Origin of the sequence: Exiguobacterium sp. KRL4, assembly GCF_001870785.1 — a bacterium.
Taxonomy (GTDB): Bacteria; Bacillota; Bacilli; order Exiguobacteriales; family Exiguobacteriaceae; genus Exiguobacterium_A.
Map to the genome: position 1 here is coordinate 15,314 of NZ_MOLV01000001.1, position 19,419 is coordinate 34,732.

General features: G+C 45.0%; 20 protein-coding genes and 1 pseudogene. 17 read left to right on the forward strand and 4 right to left on the reverse strand.

What is annotated here, in order from left to right; all coding sequences use genetic code 11:
* Positions 1-12: 12 nt before the first annotated feature.
* Complete coding sequence (locus BLD48_RS00070) at positions 13-1,611, reverse strand: sensor domain-containing diguanylate cyclase (protein ID WP_071498426.1); 1,599 nt, start codon at positions 1,609-1,611, stop codon at positions 13-15.
* A 241-nt stretch (positions 1,612-1,852) separates the two neighbouring features.
* Here BLD48_RS00070 and BLD48_RS00075 point away from each other — a divergent pair, with 241 nt between their 5' ends.
* Positions 1,853-2,770 carry an ABC transporter ATP-binding protein gene (locus BLD48_RS00075; RefSeq protein ID WP_071498427.1) on the forward strand — a complete coding sequence of 306 codons (918 nt, stop codon included), beginning with the start codon at positions 1,853-1,855 and terminating at the stop codon, positions 2,768-2,770.
* Positions 2,748-3,491, forward strand: a complete 744-nt coding sequence (locus BLD48_RS00080) for an ABC transporter permease (protein WP_071498428.1) — start codon at positions 2,748-2,750, stop codon at positions 3,489-3,491. Before BLD48_RS00075 ends, BLD48_RS00080 begins: the two co-directional genes overlap by 23 nt.
* Before the next feature lie 63 nt (positions 3,492-3,554).
* On the opposite strand, the gene BLD48_RS00085 is transcribed toward BLD48_RS00080, so the two are convergent.
* Positions 3,555-4,181 (reverse strand): YczE/YyaS/YitT family protein, encoded by a 627-nt coding sequence (locus tag BLD48_RS00085; protein ID WP_071498429.1) that lies wholly within the window; start codon positions 4,179-4,181, stop codon positions 3,555-3,557.
* Between the two features lie 169 nt (positions 4,182-4,350).
* On the opposite strand from BLD48_RS00085, the gene BLD48_RS00090 reads away from it, so the two are divergent.
* The 15 genes and pseudogenes from BLD48_RS00090 (at position 4,351) to BLD48_RS00155 (ending at position 18,302) form a co-directional block, all read left to right on the forward strand.
* Entirely contained in the window at positions 4,351-4,914 is a 564-nt protein-coding gene (locus tag BLD48_RS00090) for a glycerol-3-phosphate responsive antiterminator (protein ID WP_071498430.1), read from the forward strand.
* A 190-nt stretch (positions 4,915-5,104) separates the two neighbouring features.
* Positions 5,105-5,929 (forward strand): MIP/aquaporin family protein, encoded by an 825-nt coding sequence (locus BLD48_RS00095; RefSeq protein ID WP_071498431.1) that lies wholly within the window; start codon positions 5,105-5,107, stop codon positions 5,927-5,929.
* A gap of 34 nt (positions 5,930-5,963) precedes the next feature.
* A complete protein-coding gene (glpK, locus tag BLD48_RS00100) occupies positions 5,964-7,454 on the forward strand; it encodes a glycerol kinase GlpK (protein ID WP_071498432.1) in 1,491 nt (496 codons plus the stop codon).
* 133 nt (positions 7,455-7,587) lie between these two features.
* On the forward strand, positions 7,588-9,243 hold the full coding sequence (locus BLD48_RS00105) for a glycerol-3-phosphate dehydrogenase/oxidase (RefSeq protein WP_071498433.1): 1,656 nt from the start codon (positions 7,588-7,590) through the stop codon (positions 9,241-9,243).
* A 138-nt stretch (positions 9,244-9,381) separates the two neighbouring features.
* Complete coding sequence (locus tag BLD48_RS00110; RefSeq protein WP_071498434.1) at positions 9,382-10,065, forward strand: DsbA family oxidoreductase; 684 nt, start codon at positions 9,382-9,384, stop codon at positions 10,063-10,065.
* 30 nt (positions 10,066-10,095) lie between these two features.
* Positions 10,096-11,085, forward strand: a complete 990-nt coding sequence (gene lplA, locus BLD48_RS00115; RefSeq protein ID WP_071498435.1) for a lipoate--protein ligase — start codon at positions 10,096-10,098, stop codon at positions 11,083-11,085.
* A gap of 51 nt (positions 11,086-11,136) precedes the next feature.
* Entirely contained in the window at positions 11,137-12,024 is an 888-nt protein-coding gene (locus tag BLD48_RS00120; RefSeq protein ID WP_071498436.1) for an SDR family oxidoreductase, read from the forward strand.
* A gap of 124 nt (positions 12,025-12,148) precedes the next feature.
* Positions 12,149-13,693 carry a fatty acid--CoA ligase family protein gene (locus BLD48_RS00125; RefSeq protein WP_071498614.1) on the forward strand — a complete coding sequence of 515 codons (1,545 nt, stop codon included), beginning with the start codon at positions 12,149-12,151 and terminating at the stop codon, positions 13,691-13,693.
* A gap of 193 nt (positions 13,694-13,886) precedes the next feature.
* Positions 13,887-14,199, forward strand: a pseudogene (locus tag BLD48_RS00130) (transposase); the annotation flags it as partial.
* Positions 14,200-14,330: 131 nt separating this feature from the next.
* Complete coding sequence (locus BLD48_RS00135) at positions 14,331-14,765, forward strand: methylglyoxal synthase (protein WP_071498438.1); 435 nt, start codon at positions 14,331-14,333, stop codon at positions 14,763-14,765.
* 97 nt (positions 14,766-14,862) lie between these two features.
* On the forward strand, positions 14,863-15,018 hold the full coding sequence (locus BLD48_RS16235) for a hypothetical protein (protein WP_014969711.1): 156 nt from the start codon (positions 14,863-14,865) through the stop codon (positions 15,016-15,018).
* A 127-nt stretch (positions 15,019-15,145) separates the two neighbouring features.
* Complete coding sequence (locus BLD48_RS00140; RefSeq protein ID WP_071498439.1) at positions 15,146-15,811, forward strand: response regulator transcription factor; 666 nt, start codon at positions 15,146-15,148, stop codon at positions 15,809-15,811.
* Complete coding sequence (locus BLD48_RS00145; protein WP_071498440.1) at positions 15,808-17,181, forward strand: sensor histidine kinase; 1,374 nt, start codon at positions 15,808-15,810, stop codon at positions 17,179-17,181. Before BLD48_RS00140 ends, BLD48_RS00145 begins: the two co-directional genes overlap by 4 nt.
* A 119-nt stretch (positions 17,182-17,300) precedes the next feature.
* A complete protein-coding gene (locus tag BLD48_RS00150; protein WP_014969714.1) occupies positions 17,301-17,786 on the forward strand; it encodes a competence protein ComK in 486 nt (161 codons plus the stop codon).
* A gap of 102 nt (positions 17,787-17,888) precedes the next feature.
* Positions 17,889-18,302, forward strand: coding sequence for a hypothetical protein (locus BLD48_RS00155; protein WP_071498441.1), 414 nt, complete (start codon positions 17,889-17,891; stop codon positions 18,300-18,302).
* Between the two features lie 98 nt (positions 18,303-18,400).
* On the opposite strand, the gene BLD48_RS00160 is transcribed toward BLD48_RS00155, so the two are convergent.
* Together BLD48_RS00160 and BLD48_RS00165 are read right to left on the reverse strand one after the other, a co-directional pair.
* The gene (locus BLD48_RS00160) at positions 18,401-18,742 is read right to left on the reverse strand and encodes a hypothetical protein (protein ID WP_071498442.1); all 342 of its coding nucleotides are present in this window, start codon (positions 18,740-18,742) and stop codon (positions 18,401-18,403) included.
* Between the two features lie 59 nt (positions 18,743-18,801).
* Complete coding sequence (locus tag BLD48_RS00165; RefSeq protein WP_071498443.1) at positions 18,802-19,182, reverse strand: truncated hemoglobin; 381 nt, start codon at positions 19,180-19,182, stop codon at positions 18,802-18,804.
* Positions 19,183-19,419 lie beyond the last annotated feature (237 nt).

Consider the following 19,419-nt stretch of genomic DNA (forward strand, 5'->3'; position numbering starts at 1 on the left):
TGTCCATCCCTATCACTGATGGAAGGTGAGGCGACCTTTACCGTGTTTTTTAGAATCGTATAGTGCCGTATCGGCACGTTGAATGACATGTTCAATCGACTCTTCAGACGAACGGATGGCGACACCCATACTTGCTCCGATTTGGAGCGCATGTTGGTTTAAGACAAAAGGATAGGAAAGTGTATGGATGATATCTTTTCCGTAGCGATCAATTTCCTCAAGTGAAAGTATTTCATTAAGAATGATCAAAAATTCATCACCACCAAGGCGTGCCGCCATGCCCTCGTACCGTAATGATTTTTGGAGACGATCGGCGACTTCAATCAGGACAAGGTCTCCCATCACATGACCATACTGATCATTGATGGCTTTAAAACCATCTAAATCAAGATACAAGTAGACTTGGTTATAGTCTTTGAGCGACAACAGATCTAAGTAATCCGATAATCCGTTTCGATTGGGTAAACCGGTTAAGGCGTCATGTAAAGCGAGTGATTCATACGTTGTCCGTTCTTGTTCCGTATATCTTAACGTGGTCGTCAATTGACGTAATGCAATCGAAAGAACCTCCACTTCACGAATTCCTTTGTGGGATGGAATCGATTTTAACGGGTCATGTTGCATCGCTTCTGCTGCCTGGGTAATTTGTTGTAAAGGGCGAGTCAGCAGTCGCGCGACGAACCAACCGATGAGGGCTGTGAGGAGCGAGGCAATTAAACCGGCAATCAGAATATACGTTTTCAGTGTACTCGCATCTGAAAAAGCGACTTGACTCGGTTGACGAACAAGGACAGTCCAGCCAAGACCATCATAATTTTTATAGCCTTTACTTCTAGCTAGGCCTGTCAAATATTCTTGCCCATCTTTCCAAGACGACACTTGGTAACCAGTCTGATTTCCTGACAAGAAGGAAGCGGGGAGCGTTTTACCACGCCACTGCTCCGGACCGAGTAAGACGGTTCGATTTTGTTTACTGACAATAAAGACTTCAACATCCTTGATCTGAGCCGTCGAACTTCGGAAGCTCTGCTCAATTTCCTTCGCCCATTCAAAACTCAGATGCGCTGCGAGAACACCAGTCAGCTTACCGTTCGTAAACAACGGTGTGCTGATATCAACGAATTGTAAGGGCTCACCACTAGGATTCGGGAGTAATTTGGCAAGCAAGACGGCATCATGGACGTCACCGATAAACGGTTTTTTTTGTGCTTGTTGAAAGACCGGACGCTCTTTGATCGATTGACCTTCTAAAATTGTTCCGGTTGAAGCAAGGACTTGACCATCGGGTGCGACGACACCAATCCAAGAAAAGTCAGGAATTTGTTGTTGCAGTTGCTGTAGCGTATCACGTGTTTCCTCGGTGTTCTTAGGTTGCTGAATCGTGGGTAATGTCCGCAAGACATTGACTTCAGCCGTCCGTGACCACATGTAATGATCGAGTTTATCGGATAACTGATAAGCGGTTGCAGACAAGGTAGTACCTACTTCTTCTTTTAATCGGTCGGTCGCGCGGTGACTGATTAAAAACGTCAAACAAAGTGTCATGATAAAAAATAGAACGGCAATCAATAAGGCAAGTAAGGCATCAAAACGAATAGACCAGTTGTGCATGCAATAAACTCCATTTCAAGAACGAGATAGGTGAGGAAGATCTTTCCTAATATTTTAACATAAGCGATTTATCTGTTTTGATTTAATTCAAACTTTATGGATCATCGTCATAGGGCAGGCAAAAATCGTCGATAAAATAAAATGGAATTGGCAGTGGATTACATAATTGTAAGGATAGGAACTTTTTTCTCTTTAATGACGTACACTAGAACAAGAAGTGCAAGCAAGAGGAGGAAAAAAGATGCTAAAAATTGAACATGTGTCAAAACGGTTAGGAAAAGAACAAATTTTAAAAGACGTCAGTTTTGAAGTATCACCGGGAGAAGTATTTGGATTTCTAGGACCGAACGGTGCCGGAAAAACAACGACGATCCGTATCATTACCGGGCTGCTCGAACAGGACGAGGGGACGGTCACCGTCAATGGTTTTGATGTCGTTCAGGAACGTTCGAAAGCGTTGACACAAATCGGTGCAATCGTCGAAAATCCGGCATTTTACCCATACATGACCGGAAAACAAAACCTTGTCCAGGCGAAAAACCTGATTCCCGGCCTTGCGACGGTTGATTATGAGGCGTTAGCACAACTTGTTGGTCTAGAAGGGAAACTTTCTAAAAAGGTCGGCGAATATTCACTGGGGATGAAACAGCGTCTAGGAATCGCACGTGCCCTGTTACATAATCCACGTGTCTTGATCCTGGATGAGCCGACGAATGGTCTCGATCCAGCGGGAATCGCAGAACTACGCGAATACTTACGGAAAATGGCGAGGGAACAGGATATCGCCATTCTGATTTCGAGTCATATGTTAGGTGAGATGGAACAAATCAGCGACCGGTACGCGATCATTGATCAAGGGGTCATCAAATCCGTCGAATCCGTCCAAAATGAGACGGGAGCAAAAATTTTAATCCGTGTACCGGAAGCAACTATTCTGGATGTGATCGAAGTATTGCGGGTCGCGAATTATCCGGCAGAACGCTGGAAGGACAAAATCGTCATCACAGCACCGGAAAGTGAGACACCGGCAATCGCCCGATTGATCGTTCCGATTGCGGATCTACATGAACTGACGATCAAGCGTCTGACGCTCGAAGAACAATTCTTACAAGTGACGAAAAAAGAGGGGGATTCACATGCTTTCGCTCATACAAAATGAATGGATGAAATGGTGGACGATGAAAAAATCAAAAATCGTTTTAGCACTATATGTCGTCATCGCTGCTGGACTGGTCATCATCGCCAAAACCAATGACTTTGATTTTACCCGAAGTGAGTATTATACGTTGGTTTCAACAATCTTGTTTGGATTGCTTGGAATCATCACGATTGTCTTCACGGCAGAGACAGTCGGGAACGAGGTCCGTTATGATACGATGAAACATCTGTTGATGAGTCCGTACTCGCGGATGACAATCTACTTCTCGAAATTACTGTTTTCGATCTTAATCATGCTCGGGCAATTTCTCTTTATCGCCTTGATTACGTATGCGGCCTCGTTTGCCTTTTCTGAAGGCGGTGAAACACTTCAATTGCGAGATACGGTCTTGGCGCTCGTCAACCCGATCTTCACGATTTTCATGACGTTGTTCTTCTCACTTGTCTTCCGCTCCGTCGGAATGATCATCGGCTTTACGGTCTTGGCCCAGTTCTTTACGACGATTGTTGGAGGCGTGTTACTGGCGCTTAAACCGGAAATCGCCAAGTGGATCGTCTTCATGCACTTGGATTGGTCGATGTACTTTAAGGATGCTGTAGGATATGGCATGGCTGAACCGATGGGAACGACGTTAACATTTTCGATCATTTTCGTCATCGCGCATATCTTAGTTTTGTTTGGCGGCTCAATCTTGATTTTCCAAAAAAAATCGTATCTGTAAGCCGATTCATTCAAAAACAGATCCTCTCCTTGCTGGAACATCAGCAAGGAGAGGATCTGTTTGTCATTGGATACGACGAGTGATGGGAAAGGCGTTTTGGAAAAACTCGATCAATGGACCATTCAGTAATAAGAAGACAAACGTTCCGACACCAATTCCAATCAGTTCGTGTTCAACGAGTGACAGGATGCTCGCAATCAAAAAAGGAATTGCGAGACTGACGGTCGCACCGATTGATGTACTTTTAAACCGGCTAATGAGTGACTTCATCAAATAGTCGGGTGGCATCAAGACAAAACCGATTTGCAAATACAGAGCCAGACCAAGTGAAATCAACGGCATCCCGATCACCATATAGAGGATACGCATCCAAAGTGTCGTTGGTATATAAAGCAATTGATGGATGGATAAGAAAAAGTCAATCGCTGTTCCAAACAGGATGACTAAGGAAAAACTAAGTAAAATCGTCCACCAACTAAATCGACTACCAAGAATCAAGGCACTTCCAAGTGCAAAAAGGTGTAAGACGACAATCGCCAGTCCGACGGTCAAAGGCGAGATGCGAGCTAAGGCTTCGCTTGCAGATGTCCAAGGGGCGCTACCGATGGCGGCAGTCACCATAAAACTATTTCCGAGTGCGTTGATCAAGATGGAAAATAAGTAAATGAGGATTCTTTTTTGTTGACTCATGGGAGGCACAGGTAAAAAAGACTGCGCTTCTCACCTCCATTTCAAAGCAGTATCGTTAAGGTATACCCTATTTTAATCGTTCTTTTCACTCGTTTTCATGAAAAGAAGATTGCGAAAAGTCTTAAAAAGGCGACATACTAGGAAGAAATCACAGAAATGGGGATACGACATGACATACTTCGGTCAAAAGATTTTGCCGTCCGTCAGAAGGTTAGAAGACTTTGAAAAAATGTTGAAAAGTCCGTATGAATACGGCGTGTTACTCGAGATGCATGTCTCGCGCTTAAAGGCCGTCTACGAATTAGCGCATCGTTACGATAAAAAAATGTTTTTGCATATGGATTTAGTTCAAGGATTAAAAAATGATGAGTTTGCGACAGAATATGTCTGTCAAGAACTGAAACCGTACGGCGTCATCTCGACGAAAGCGAGTGTCATCGTCAAAGCGCGTCAGAAAAAGGTGAAGACGATGCAACGGATGTTTTTACTCGATTCGAGTTCACTCGAAAAAAGTTATCATTTGATGGAACGGACACAACCCGACTATATCGAAGTATTGCCTGGATTGATGCCGAAGTATATTGAAGAGGTCAAACGAAAAACGGGGAAATTAGTCTTCGCTGGGGGATTGATCGATACGGTTGAGGAAGTGGAACAAGCAATCGCAGCTGGAGCATCGAGTATCACGACATCAAATAAAGAGTTGTGGAAATACTTTGAACCAACCAAATGAAAACGCTATGATAAAAATCACATAAATCGTTTGACAGCGTTTTCATCGATTGTTATAGTGAAAACAAGTTGATACGAAGTGACGGAGAAATCGGAGATTCACGCTTTCATGCTTTTTGAGAACATTCAAAAAGCCGAGGCGCGAATCTCTTTTTTTGTTGCTTTTTTCACATACAAAGGGGGAAGAACACATGTCACCAGTACTAGCAGAATTTTTAGGAACGGCGCTGCTCATTGCACTCGGAAACGGTGTCGGAGCAGGGGTCACGTTATCGAAATCCTATGCAAAAGATGCAGGGTGGATCGTCATCACCTTCGCTTGGGGATTTGCGGTCGCTTTATCCGTCTATGCAGTCGGACAATTTAGTGGGGCTCATCTTAATCCAGCCGTGACGTTAGGTCTTGCGTTTGACGGATCATTCGCCTGGGCGGACGTTCCAGGGTATATGATTGCGCAATTATTAGGTGGGATTGTAGGCGCCAGTATCGTGTTTGTACATTACTTACCGCACTGGGCGGAAACAAAAGATCCGGCAGCAAAACTGGGTGTTTTTGCAACATCACCTGCCATTCCGCATACGTTTTCGAACGTGATGAGTGAATTGATTGCGACTTTTTTACTGGTCGTTGGTATTTTATCGATCGGTGCCAATACGTTTTCGGATGGTTTGAATCCATTGATCGTCGGTTTCTTGATCGTCAGTCTCGGGATGTCATTTGGGGGAACGACGGGATACGCGATGAACCCAGCACGTGATTTAGGTCCGCGAATCGCTCACTTCCTTCTGCCGATTGCAGGAAAAGGGTCTTCGAACTGGGGCTATTCGTGGATTCCGGTCATCGGTCCGATTCTTGGCGGAAGCCTAGGCGGATTGTTTTATCGGTCTGTCTTCTCGGGCAAAGATACACCGGCATTTGTGGTCGTTGGACTTGTGACGATTGTCATATTAGGCTTATGCTATAGATTCGGTGTTCGTCCGAATAAATCAACGTCAGTGAAGTCGAAGTCAGCTTAAGCTTAACTTACTAGATATAAAGGATGGGGAAGAGATGGAGAACTACATTTTGTCATTAGATCAAGGAACAACGAGTACACGGGCGATTTTATTTAATCGGTCAGGGGAAATCGTTCATTCCGCACAACGTGAGTTTACACAGTATTTTCCGAAGCCAGGTTGGGTTGAACACAACGCCAACGAGATTTGGGGAAGTGTCCTGGCTGTCGTTGCGACGTGTTTAACAGAAGCAAATGTCAAGGCGACACAAATCGCAGGGATTGGAATCACGAATCAACGCGAAACAGCGGTTGTCTGGGAGAAAGAGACCGGAAAACCAATTCATAATGCCGTTGTCTGGCAATCGAGACAAACCGCTGGAATTTGTGAGGAGTTGCGACAGGCTGGACATGCCGAATTGTTCCGTGAAAAAACAGGTTTATTGATTGACGCTTATTTCTCCGGAACAAAAGTCAAGTGGATTCTTGATCATGTCGAAGGTTCACGCGAGCGGGCGGAACAGGGTGAACTGTTGTTTGGAACAATCGATACGTGGTTGATCTGGAAGTTGTCTGGTGGAAAGGCTCACGTCACGGACTATTCCAATGCGAGCCGGACATTGATGTATAACATCCATGAACTCAAATGGGACGAAGAATTACTGAACATCCTCGACGTTCCAAAGGCCATGCTTCCGGAAGTCCGTCCGTCGTCTGAAGTGTATGCCCATACAGCTGGCTATCATTTCTTCGGTGAATCGGTTCCGATTGCGGGGGCTGCCGGAGATCAGCAAGCTGCTTTATTCGGACAAGCCTGTTTTAAAAAAGGTATGGCCAAAAACACGTATGGAACAGGTTGTTTCATGTTGCTCAATACAGGTGACAAAGCCGTGACGTCTGACCACGGATTATTAACGACAATCGCTTGGGGAATTGACGGGAAAGTCCAATATGCCCTTGAAGGCAGTATTTTTGTTGCCGGTTCAGCGATTCAGTGGTTACGGGACGGTCTTCGTCTCATCAACGATGCGAAAGAAACAGAAGCCTACGCGACACGTGTGACATCTTCGGATGGTGTGTATGTCGTACCGGCATTCGTCGGTCTCGGCACACCGTACTGGGATTCAGATGTCCGTGGAGCTGTCTTTGGTCTGACACGCGGAACCGAAAAAGAACACTTCATTCGAGCGACACTTGAATCGCTTGCCTATCAGACACGTGACGTCTTGACAGCGATGGAACAGGATTCCGGGATCGAAATGTCGACCTTACGTGTTGACGGGGGTGCCGTCAAAAATGATTTCCTCATGCAATTCCAAAGTGATATCATTCAAGCGCCGGTCGAACGTCCGGAAATCAACGAGACGACGGCTCTCGGTGCGGCTTACCTTGCAGGCCTTGCTGTCGGCTTCTTCGAAAATCAAGAACAGATTGCCGCGCAGTGGCAGATGGACCGCCGGTTTGAGATGGACATGGCCGAACAAGAGAGTGAAGCACTCTACGGCGGATGGAAAAAAGCTGTCCAGGCCGCAATGTTGTTCAAGTAATGTGAGATATGTTATAGTAAGCACAAGTTAATAAACCGGTCGGAGAATATGGAGAGACCACAGCAACAGTTGACACCGTCAGTCTGTTTGTTGTGGTCTCTTTTTTTTCGAACCTAAACAGGAGGAACTATTCATGGCAAACCAATCATTTTCAAGCAAAAACCGTGCAGAGGTCTACAATCGATTAACGCGTGAAGAACTGGATCTACTTGTCGTAGGTGGAGGGATCACAGGAGCTGGAATCGCACTTGATGCCGCGTCACGTGGCATGAAGATTGGACTCGTTGAAATGCAAGACTTCGCAGCCGGAACGTCAAGCCGTTCAACGAAATTGGTGCATGGTGGTTTACGTTACTTGAAACAATTTGAAATCCAAATGGTCGCCGAGGTCGGGAAAGAACGTGCCATCGTTTATGAGAACGGACCACACGTCACGACACCAGAATGGATGCTGTTACCGATGCATAAAGGCGGGACATTCGGACCGTTCAGTACGTCAATCGGTTTACGTGTCTACGATTTCTTGGCAGGGGTCAAGCGTTCAGAGTGGCGTTCGATGTTATCGTCAAAAGAGACGCTTGCAAAAGAACCACTCGTCAAACAAGACGGTCTTAAAGGCGGCGGTTACTACGTCGAATACCGGACAGATGATGCCCGTCTGACGATTGAAGTCATGAAAGAAGCGGTTGCTCACGGAGCACGTGTCGTCAACTACACGAAAGCGGAAGAAATTCTGTATGAAAACAGAAAAGTCGTCGGAATGCGTGTGACGGATCTCGCAACAGGAGACGTCCACGAAATTCGTGCGAAGAAAGTCGTGAATGCAACCGGTCCTTGGGTCGATGAATTGCGTGAAAAAGACGGTTCGAAAGTCGGCAAACAACTGCGTTTGACAAAAGGGGTTCACGTCGTCATCGATCAGTCAAAATTCCCGTTAAAACAAGCCGTCTATTTCGATACACCGGACGGTCGGATGATCTTTGCCATCCCGCGTGACGGAAAAGCCTATGTCGGGACAACAGATACATTCTTCGACAAAGATACGTCACATCCGAAATTTACGGTGGAAGATCAAGAGTACGTACTGGACGCGATTCACTACATGTTCCCTGAAGTCAAAGTGACAGCAGAAGATGTTGAATCAAGCTGGGCCGGTGTTCGTCCGTTGATTTATGAACAAGGTAAGGACCCATCAGAAATTTCACGAAAAGACGAAGTATGGCAGTCCGAATCAGGCTTGATCACGATTGCCGGCGGGAAACTGACAGGTTACCGCAAAATGGGTGAGCACGTCGTTGATCTCGTCGCAAAACTCTTGAAAAAAGAAGACAATGTGGCTTATGCCCGTTGTTCGACAAAAAACATGCCGATTTCAGGTGGACATGTCGGAGGAGCGACTGGATTTGCGAAGTTCCTCAAAGCACAAGCACCGGCTAACGGTTTGACTTCGGAAGAAGTTTTGTTCCTCGCTAAACGATACGGCTCGAACTTACCGGATGTTCTTGCCTATGCAACGGAATACGATGCAGCAGAAACGGAACTGCCGCGTGATGTCTATGCGCAGCTTCATTACGGAATCGATCACGAGATGGTCGCACGTCCAATCGACTTCTTCATCCGTCGGACAGGCGCAGTCTTCTTTGATATCGCTTGGGCACGTCAGCATAAAGAAGCAGCCATCAAAGAGATGGCCCGTCATTTGAACTGGACGTCAGCTCAAACAGCAGAATATACAAAAGAACTCGACATCGAAATTGAGGATGCTGCGCACGCGCTCGTCACAGAATAAAATAATCTTTGGACAAAAACTCCTTCGCTTTCGGGCAAAGGATTTTTTTCTGTCCTGTGAAATCAGATTCATTGCAAGCGGCTGCTCAGGCGATTATGCTGAATGTACACAACATACCAATAAAGGAGCTGGAACAAGATGAAAGTAGAAGTCTGGTCAGATTACGCCTGTCCGTTTTGTTATATCGGTAAAAAACGTTTGGAAAAGGCAATTGAGGCAAATGGTGCAACGAACGTCGAGGTAGAATTCAAAAGTTTTGAGCTTGATCCGGCAGCACCTGAAACACCGACGATGGGGTTGTATGACATTTTAGCGGCGAAGTACGGAACATCCGTTGAACAAGCGCGATCGATGTCACAAGGAGTCGTCGATTCCGCGAAGACAGACGGTCTGGCATACGAAATGGATCGTGTCATTCCGGCAAATACATTTAAAGCTCACCGCCTGACTCAACTCGCTAAAAAACATGATAAAATGGATGAGGTATCAGAAGGATTGTTCCAAGCCTATTTCATGAACGGTGAAAATTTAAATGATGATTCGATTTTGACGCGGATTGCGACCGAAGCTGGACTGGATACAGCAACCGTGGAAACCTTCCTTACATCTGATGAGTCTTCCGATGAAGTACGTCAAGAAGAAGACATGGCTCGTGAACTAGGTGTCACCGGTGTACCGTTCTTTGTATTCGACCGGAAGTATGCGATTTCAGGTGCGCAACCGGTAGAGGCATTCAGTCAAGTGTTGGAACGAGTCCAACAGGAACAAAAAGTAGAAATCGTTGCCGAAGGTGATGCCTGTGGTGTAGACGGCTGCAACTAAATTTGATTGTTAAAGGAGTACATGAAACTTATGAAATTCATTTTCCATCCAGAAATTCACGATGCACGGATTAATCTTGCTGTCGAGGATTTCATTTTAAACAACCTGAACGTCAGCGAAGAGGATTATTTCCTGTTTTACATCAATGGTCCATCGATCATTGTCGGGAAGAATCAAAACACGAGTGAAGAAGTTAACTTAAAGTATGTTGAGGAAAACGGGATTCATGTTGTCCGTCGTTTATCAGGCGGCGGTGCCGTCTACCACGATCTCGGAAACCTGAACTTCAGTTTCCTGACAAAAGATGACGGAGATTCGTTCAACAACTATAAAAAGTTCACGGAGCCGGTCGTAAAAGCATTGCACAAATTGGGTGTTGAGGCAGAATTATCGGGTCGCAATGACATCCATGTCGGAACCCGGAAAATCAGTGGAAACGCCCAGTTTACGACAAAGGGCCGGATGTTCAGCCATGGTACGCTGATGCTTGACTCAAACATTGAAGAGGTCGTCAATGCTCTTGTCGTCAGTGAAGAAAAAATGCGTTCAAAAGGAATAAAATCTGTCCGCAGCCGTGTGGCGAACATTTCAGAATTTCTGACTGAACCGTTGACGATGGATGAGTTTGTCGAACATTTGTTGGAGTCCATCTATAAAGGCAAAGAAATGGAACGTTATGTTTTGACGGAGGAAGACTGGGCGAAAGTGCATGCGATTTCAGCAGAACGTTACGGGAACTGGGATTGGAATTTCGGGAAATCACCGAAGTTTGACGTCGTTCATAAAAAGCGTTTCCCAATCGGAACGATTGACTTCCGTCTGAACGTCAAAAAGGGAATCATTGAAGAAGCGAAGATTTATGGTGACTTTTTTGGTGTCGAGGATGCATCGGAAATCGCTCGAGCGTTGGAAGGGAAACGGTATGACCGTTCCTCTTTACGGGACGTCTTGAGTCAGTACGAATTAAAGAAATATTTTGGTGCTGTTGAACTCGATGAAGTGCTTGACGTTTTAGCATAAGCTTTTTTGGGAAAACTCTTTCTATCAACTTGCATAGGGGGAGCTTTTTTCATGGGCTACAATAAAGATAACTTTTTAGAGGGTACATTAAACGACTTCATCAATTTTGAAAAAGTTTCCGAAGGTTTACCGAAAACGGAAGACCAACAGCCGTTACCGTATTATGAGCGGGACGATTATCGTGCTGCTGGAAAATTAAAAGGCAAAGTCGCGATCGTGACAGGTGGTAATTCAGGAATCGGACGTGCCATCTCGATTGCCTATACATTAGAAGGTGCTAAAATCGTCATTGCGTTTTACGGCGATCAAGAAGGAGCAGAAGAAACAAAAGCCCGGCTTGAAGAACTCGGCGGCGAAGTATTACTTTCGCAAGGAGACATCGGTGACGGTGCTTACTGTGAAGAACTCGTCAAAAAAACGATTGCGCGATTTGGTCGTTTAGATATCGTCGTCAACAATGCCAGTATGCAAAAACCGGAAGAATCATTGCTCGACATCACGGACGAATCGATGGAAAAAACATTCAAGACGAATATCTTTGGGATGATGCGCTTGGCACGGGCCGCACTACCTCACTTGTCGCTGGGCTCAGCCATCATCAACACGACGTCGTCGACAGCCTATGAAGGAAATTCATTGCTGATTGATTATTCGTCGACGAAAGGAGCCATCGTCAGCTTCACGCGCAGTCTTTCGATGAACCTTGCGAAACAAGGAATCCGTGTCAATGCAGTCGCACCAGGTCCGATCTGGACACCATTGATCACGGATACGTTCCCGGATGAGTCGGTGAAGACATTTGGTAAGAATACACCGATGGACCGTCCCGGACAGCCAGCAGAAATGGCGTCAGCGTACGTGTTCCTAGCATGTAACGATTCAAGTTATATGACGGGTCAAGTCTTGCATCTAAATGGCGGCGTCATTGTCAACGGTTAAAAGAAAGAGCGTGAAAACGTTTCCATAAAATGCTACACTATCCATACAGGCGGACACGTCATGTATGGATTTTTTTTGCGTTAAAAATGAACGGTTATTCATTCGAAGGGGGAAGCTAGTTATGATGGGATTGATTCATTCGGTGGAAGAGACGGCCCGGCAACGTCCGGACAGTATTGCCTATGTGTTTGAAGATACCGCGGTTAGTTACCGGGAATTTGTCGAGAAATTTCACCGGGCGGCAGGAGCACTTGAGGCGCACGGAATCCGTAAGGGGGATCATGTTGCGTTGATACTTGGGAATAGCCCGGCTTTTTTAGTGGGATATTATGCAGTGATGAAACAAGGAGCGATTGCGATTCCGATCAATCCGACCTATACACCGGATGAACTGGGGTATATTTTGATGAACGGGGATGTCAAAGGAATTTTAGGAATCGCACCACTTGTCGAGGCAGCGAAAGAACGTTTGATTCATTTACCGCACCTCGCTGTTGTTGTATCCGTTCCGTTTAATGGTCAAATCGGTCCGGATGAACAAATTGGAAAAGTTCGTTTCACGACACTGGAGGCGTGGCTCGAAATTGAACATCCGATTCAAGAGGTGACGTATGAACTGGATGAGACGGCTGTCATTTTATATACGAGCGGTACGACCGGGAAACCGAAAGGGGCGATGTTGTCCCATCGGAATTTAACGTCGAATGCCCGTTCGATTGGAGAATACTTACATGTTTCGGAACGAGACCGGACGCTTGCGGTCTTACCGATGTTCCATGTCTTCTGTTTGACGGTGGTCGTCAATGCCTCACTCGCCCATGGAGCAACCGTCATCATCGCTCCTCGCTTCTCACCGCAGGAGACATTTGAACTCGCTAAAAAAGAACAGGTGACGATTTTTGCAGGAGTACCAACGATGTATAACTTCTTATTGCAGACCGTCAAGGCTCATCCGGAGTACGCCCATCACTTCGATTCGATTCGCCTGTTCGTTTCTGGTGGGGCAAGCTTACCGGTCCCGTTGCTCCAAGCATTTGATCAGACATTCAACTGCCACATTCTTGAAGGATATGGTCTGTCAGAAGCTTCTCCCGTCACGTGTTTTAATCCGTTGAACGGTGTTCAAAAACCAGGATCGATTGGTCCCTCGATCATCGATGTCGAAAATAAAATCGTTGACGAATTGGGACAGGACGTTCCTGTTGGACAAGTCGGCGAATTAATCGTTCGTGGTCCGAACGTCATGACAGGTTACTACAAAATGCCGGAAGAGACGCAGGCGACGTTAAAAGAAGGCTGGCTCTATACAGGCGACCTGGCAAGACAAGATGAGGACGGATACTTTTATATCGTTGATCGAAAAAAAGATATGATCATCGTCGGAGGGTACAACGTCTATCCTCGGGAAGTCGAGGAAGTCCTGTACCAACATCCGTCTGTCGTGGAAGCAGCAGTCATTGGTGTACCGGACGAAGAAATGGGTGAAGCGGTCAAAGCATTTGTCGTCGTACGCGAACCGTTGACGGAAACAGAAGTTCTAGATTTTTGTGCGGTCTCACTCGCAAAATACAAATGTCCGACACGGATTGAATTCATTGATCAATTACCACGAAATACGACCGGTAAAATTTTACGGACAGTGTTAAAAAGACAACCGACGAATTCATGAGTCAAAAAGTAGAAGGAAGAACTTCAGGTTTCTGAAGTTCTCAGACTGGAGACAAAGTAGTGGTTTTTCTCTTTATCGAGAAGAGCCGCTTTTTTGTTCGCTTCGAATCATTTTCCTGGGACAAGCATCGCGCCGCATCGCTTCGCTGCTGGGGTCGCTCCTGCTTGTTTTTCCCTAGGAAGCGATTTCGAGCGAACAAACGCTTTTTCTTTCACAGTGCACGAAAAGCCAAGAGAATAAAAAATGATACTACGTCATATCTGGCAGGAAGCAATGGACGAGGTGGAGCATTTGCGGCACACTTCTGTGAATCGGGCATTGTATCGAAAACGACAGGAGACCATCGAACGTGTCTTTGCAGACGCAAAAGAAAATCAGGGAATGCGTTGGGCCCGATATCGTGGCCTGAAAAAAAAACGCTACAAGCGATGCTTACTTTTAGTGCCCTCAACCTCAAAAAATTAGCGAACTGGTCATGGGATTCCGATGGGAATCCTTGTTTTTAATACCACTTTATACGACTACATAAGAGAAACCCTCACTTCAACGTTAAAATTAGAATTTGTCTACAATCTGAGAACTTCAGGTTTCTGAAGTTCTTTTTGTGTGCATATAGGTAAAGAAAGGGGAAAAAAATATGAACATTGCTTTGATTGCACATGATGAAAAAAAGGACGAAATGATGATGTTTACACGGGCGTATGAAACTTACTTTGCCAAAAATACATTGTATGCGACAGGGACGACGGGTCAACGAATCATGGAAGCGACGGCATTATCCATTCACCGCTGTAAGTCGGGACCACTTGGAGGAGATCAAGAAATCGGTGCGATGGTCGCACGGGGCGAGATTGATATCGTCATCTTTTTACGGGATCCGTTGACCGCCCAACCCCATGAACCAGATGTCTCAGCCTTGATCCGCTTATGTGACGTGTATGATTTGCCGCTTGCGACGAATGTCGGGACAGCTGAAATTTTAATTAATGGTCTGGAGCAAGGTGAGTTTAAATGGCGTGAAATCATTCGAAAGCGACATGAAATGGAACAACAGAAATTTTTAACCGATTAAATTTGTGAGAATGCTTCTCATTTTCTATCAAGCATGATATAGTCGTATTGAAGATGATATTGATTATCAATTGCGATAGAAAAGGGTGGCGAAAACAGTGGAAATTATTTTAATGACTGGCGTAACAGTCTTACTTGGTGGCGGCGCAACGTTCCTAGCACACGTAGTGAAAACGGAACGTCGTCATGTATCGGCGAATGTTAAAACACATGTAGAACGTGCGACGTATCCATCGTTGCGCCTCGTAAAATAATTTTTTTGTGACGTGCGCCTCTCTTTTCTAAAAAGAGAGCGTTTTTTTTTGTACAATTTTGGATTCTCCCATAATTTTGCGGAAATCCTTTGTTACACTAAAAAAAACAACTTAAGCAGGAGTGATGATGATGCATACGATTTATTTAGTGGACGATGAAGTAAACCTGAACCGTGTTTTAGTCAAGTATTTGGAACAAGAGGGTTGGCAAGTTAAATCGTTTACATCCGGAGAAGCTGCGGCATCCGCCATCATCGAAAAACCTGATTTATGGATCCTTGACATCATGTTACCGGACGTAGATGGTTTTCAGTTAATTAAGCGGATTAAAGCCCATGATGAGACGACACCCGTCATCTTCATCTCGGCTCGTGACGAAGACATCGATAAAATCATTGGACTGGAAATGGGGTCTGACGATTATATCGCCAAACCATTTTTACCCCGCGAACTGGTCATTCGGGTGAAGAAAATTCTAGCACGGACCTATGCGACACCTAAAACGGGAGTCATCCGTTACGGAGATTACACGATTTATCCAGAAAAACGGATTATTGAAGAAAATGGTCAGGAAATTGATTTGACCTCAAAAGAATATGATTTATTGATTTTATTTGCGACGCAGATTGGGACGCCGATGTCCCGGGAGCAAATCCTGGTCAGTGTATGGGGCGATGATTATTTCGGATCAGATCGTGTCGTCGATGATCTTGTGCGGCGTGTCCGAAAAAAATTGTCGAAACTTGAACTCGAAACGATTTATGGAATTGGGTATCGTCTGGTGGCTGCATGAAAAACCGGAGTTTGGGTTTTCAGATTTGGGCAATGTTCTTACTCGTCATTGCCACTCTTTCAATCGTCATTTTGGTCGTCATCCGGTCATCGATTGGAAACTTTATCGATGAACAAGTCTATGCGACGCTTGAAAACAGTGAAGTCTTTTTCTCGGAAGATGCTTCCGTCATCGAGATGCTGCAAGAAAATCCGATTGAATTTGATCGACGTAAACAGGAGTCACGATCCGTCAATGTCTTGTTGTTATCGAAAAATGGGAAGTTGTATTATGGTGGTGCACCTCAACAGTTGGTGAATCAAATGTATCGGGATGCCATCAATCAAGAGGATGAGATGGAAAAATATACGACACGTCTTGATAAGGAAGATGTCTACTACAGCATTCTGAAGATGGAAATAAAGGGGGAGACCTATTACCGGGTCTCGTACGTCTGGGATGCCTATCGCCAAGAACTGATCACACAATTATTTTCAAAGATTGGCTGGGTTGTTGCGATTGTCAGTGTCCTGACATTGTTCATCGCTTTTTGGTTAGCTCGCCGATTGACCCTTCCGTTGATTGAAATCGAAGGGGCGGTCGGGAAAATTGCAGCCCAAAAGTGGGATACCCCTTTGCCACTCGACCGTGGGGACGAAATCGGACGGCTGGCTCGCTCGGTGGATGCCATGCGAATGGATTTAGAGAAACAAGACAAAGCACAAAAGTCCTTACTCCAAAACATCTCGCACGATTTAAAAACACCCATCATGGTCATTCGTAGTTATGCCCAATCGATTTCGGATGGGATTTATCCAGATGGAGATTTGACGGGATCCGTCTCTGTCATCGAAGAGGAAGCCGAACGGTTAGAGAAGAAAGTGGCTGCCTTGTTGTATGTAACGAAACTCGATTATTTTGAACTGGATCGTTCAAAATGGGATCATGTGGATTTAGATCGGATGGTTCATCTGCTTCAAAAACGGTTTGTCGGAACAAAAGTGTTGACCTGGAAAATTTCCGGTGAAGCCGGCATCGTCTTAGGGGAAGGTGAACAGTTGCGGGTCGCACTGGAAAACGTGTTGGACAATGCGATTCGTTATGCAGAGACGACGATTGAGATTCGCTTATCCGGAACAGCAGAGGCAGCGACGATTGAAATCGAAAATGACGGTCCGCCGTTAGAGACGTCGTCACCACTATTCCATCAATTTTCTCGTGGGAAAGAGGGGAAATTTGGTCTCGGTTTGTATATCGTCAAGCGGATTGTTGAGCGGCATGAAGGTACAGTGACGATTGAGAATAAGCCGTCGGGAAATGAAAAAGATAAAGTTTGTGTGAAATTTAATTTTCCGCGTCATTTTCAGAAACAGTCAGCTGAAAAAAAATAAGATCTTTAAAAACGAGATAGTCATATCTCGTTTTTTATTTTGGGAAATAATCCTGACACCCAAACCGAATCGTGCTGAATTTGATATAACCAACTTAATACAAGAAGGGAGAAATCAAAATGCGACATAAAATTACGGAAGAAACATTAGCACTTATTCCAAAGTACGGTCCGTATGGTGAACCACAAACTTTACTTATTCAAGAACAATCAGAAGTTGTATTAGAGGGTCATCCGATCAAGTTGATTGAAGAATCATGTTTGTATTTTGGTTCATCGATGCGTGGACGAATCGAGGCGGCACGCCATATTCTGGGACCGAATCGAAAAACGCCGGTTTTGATTGACTGGAAAGCACAGACAATCTTTTTCCCGACGACAGCTAAGGAAAAAGCAGAGTGCATCTGGATCAACTTTAAACAGATGAAAACGGTCCAGAAAATCGGTAAAACCGTCCAAGTTGAGTTTCAGACAGGTCAACGGATTGATACGGATGCTTCTGCCTACAGTATCGAACGACAACGGATTAAAACGTTAGAACTGGCTTACGAAATGCAACGAAGATTTCAAGAAGAACGACCAATGACGTTTAATAAAGCACGATAAGTGGAACAATCTAACAGGAATCATTACTTAACAAAGCGAATAAGAACGAATGAACGAGAGAGAGACTAAAGGGAGGTGAAGCGGTCAGATGACCGCTACACAATGAATGAATCATACGAATGGTTAAACAGAAGAAAATTACAACCTGGATTTGGTGTGAATGGAGGACGACGTTTCATCAGTTCGCGAATCGTCCGTCCGGAAAATACACCAGGTAAACGCGTTAAGGGTGTCAAACGAGCCCGTCAACTAATCGTCGATGACGCAGGAAATCGACGTTGGGTGACGAAACGGATTGTCGTAACAGACGCAGCAAAACATATGACGATCAATCGTCGCACATCCGTTGCCCAAAAAGAAGTAACGGAATCCCGTCTGCAACAAGTCAAACAAAAACTGACGTCGAAAAAAGTGCTTTTACCTGTACTGGCGGCAACAGGACTAGCGGTTGCGGGTGGCGTATTGGCATACGTCCTGCGTCGGAAAAAACGAAACACGTCCAAACAGAATGAATGAGCTTGTAATAGGTACATGAAAAAAGCCGTGCTCCCCATCAACTGATTGGGGGAACACGGCTTTTGCATGAGTAAACAGTCATAAGACGAATACGTTTTTTACAAGAATCGTTTACGAATCGACGTCGCGAGTGCTTTTTCAGAAATCTCTTCTAATTCTTTTTGGTTGGTCGGATCAAAACTGTCATTGTAGAAACGGCCGACAAACTCTACGCGATCATAATCAAGTTCTTTGAAAATCAAATGTTTATGATCATCATAGAAGACAACACGGTAATAATCAGAACCACGTTCAAGCGTAACGAGTGCGCGTATGTGTTCGAGTCGTTTCTGTTCATCGGATTTTTCTTCTTCAACAGGTTCATCTGTCGTTTTGGCAGCCTCAGCTTGTTCGAGGGCACTCTTTACCAATTCACTCTTTTTATCTTGTTCTTCAGTCATAGTTATCGCCTCCACTTTTCATTTTACATTGAAATGTACCGATGAGAAAGAAAAATCCCTTATCCATTTTGATGAGCATCGCAAATCCGAAGAACATTCATTGCACCAATCCGGAGACGTTCGATTAAAAGAGCAGCGGCTTCTTGATTTTGAATGGTCTCCTCGATGGCAGCAGTCATCAGTTCGATCCATCGTTCAGCATGCACGCGTCTGATTGGTAAAAGACGATGAATCATCGCAAGATTCATCCGCTCATCGTACAACTCATACTGCTTTGGACCACCCGTGAGCTGAGTCAAAAAAACGATTTGCGCGTGCTCGACACGTTGTCGATCAACAGGGAACAAGGGACGGAGAAGATCATCGACATAAACACGTTCATAAAACCGTGTAACAAGTTGTTCGATTGCTGGTTGTTTTCCGAGTTTCTCGTAGAGCATGAATGTCCCTCTTTCCATTAACTATTCCTTTGAAATACATTATTATCTCAATCTTTACCCGCTTTTTGCAACTACCGACCAAAAGTAAGGGAATCTAATCGTTTCATCAAGAAAACCTTCATTTCAAACCGGACGTTTGTTCGTATTTATGCGATAATCATACATATAAGAAAAAATTAACGTGAAGCGACAGCTCATGTCGCATTAACTAATAAAGGAAGTACTCGCAGCATCCGA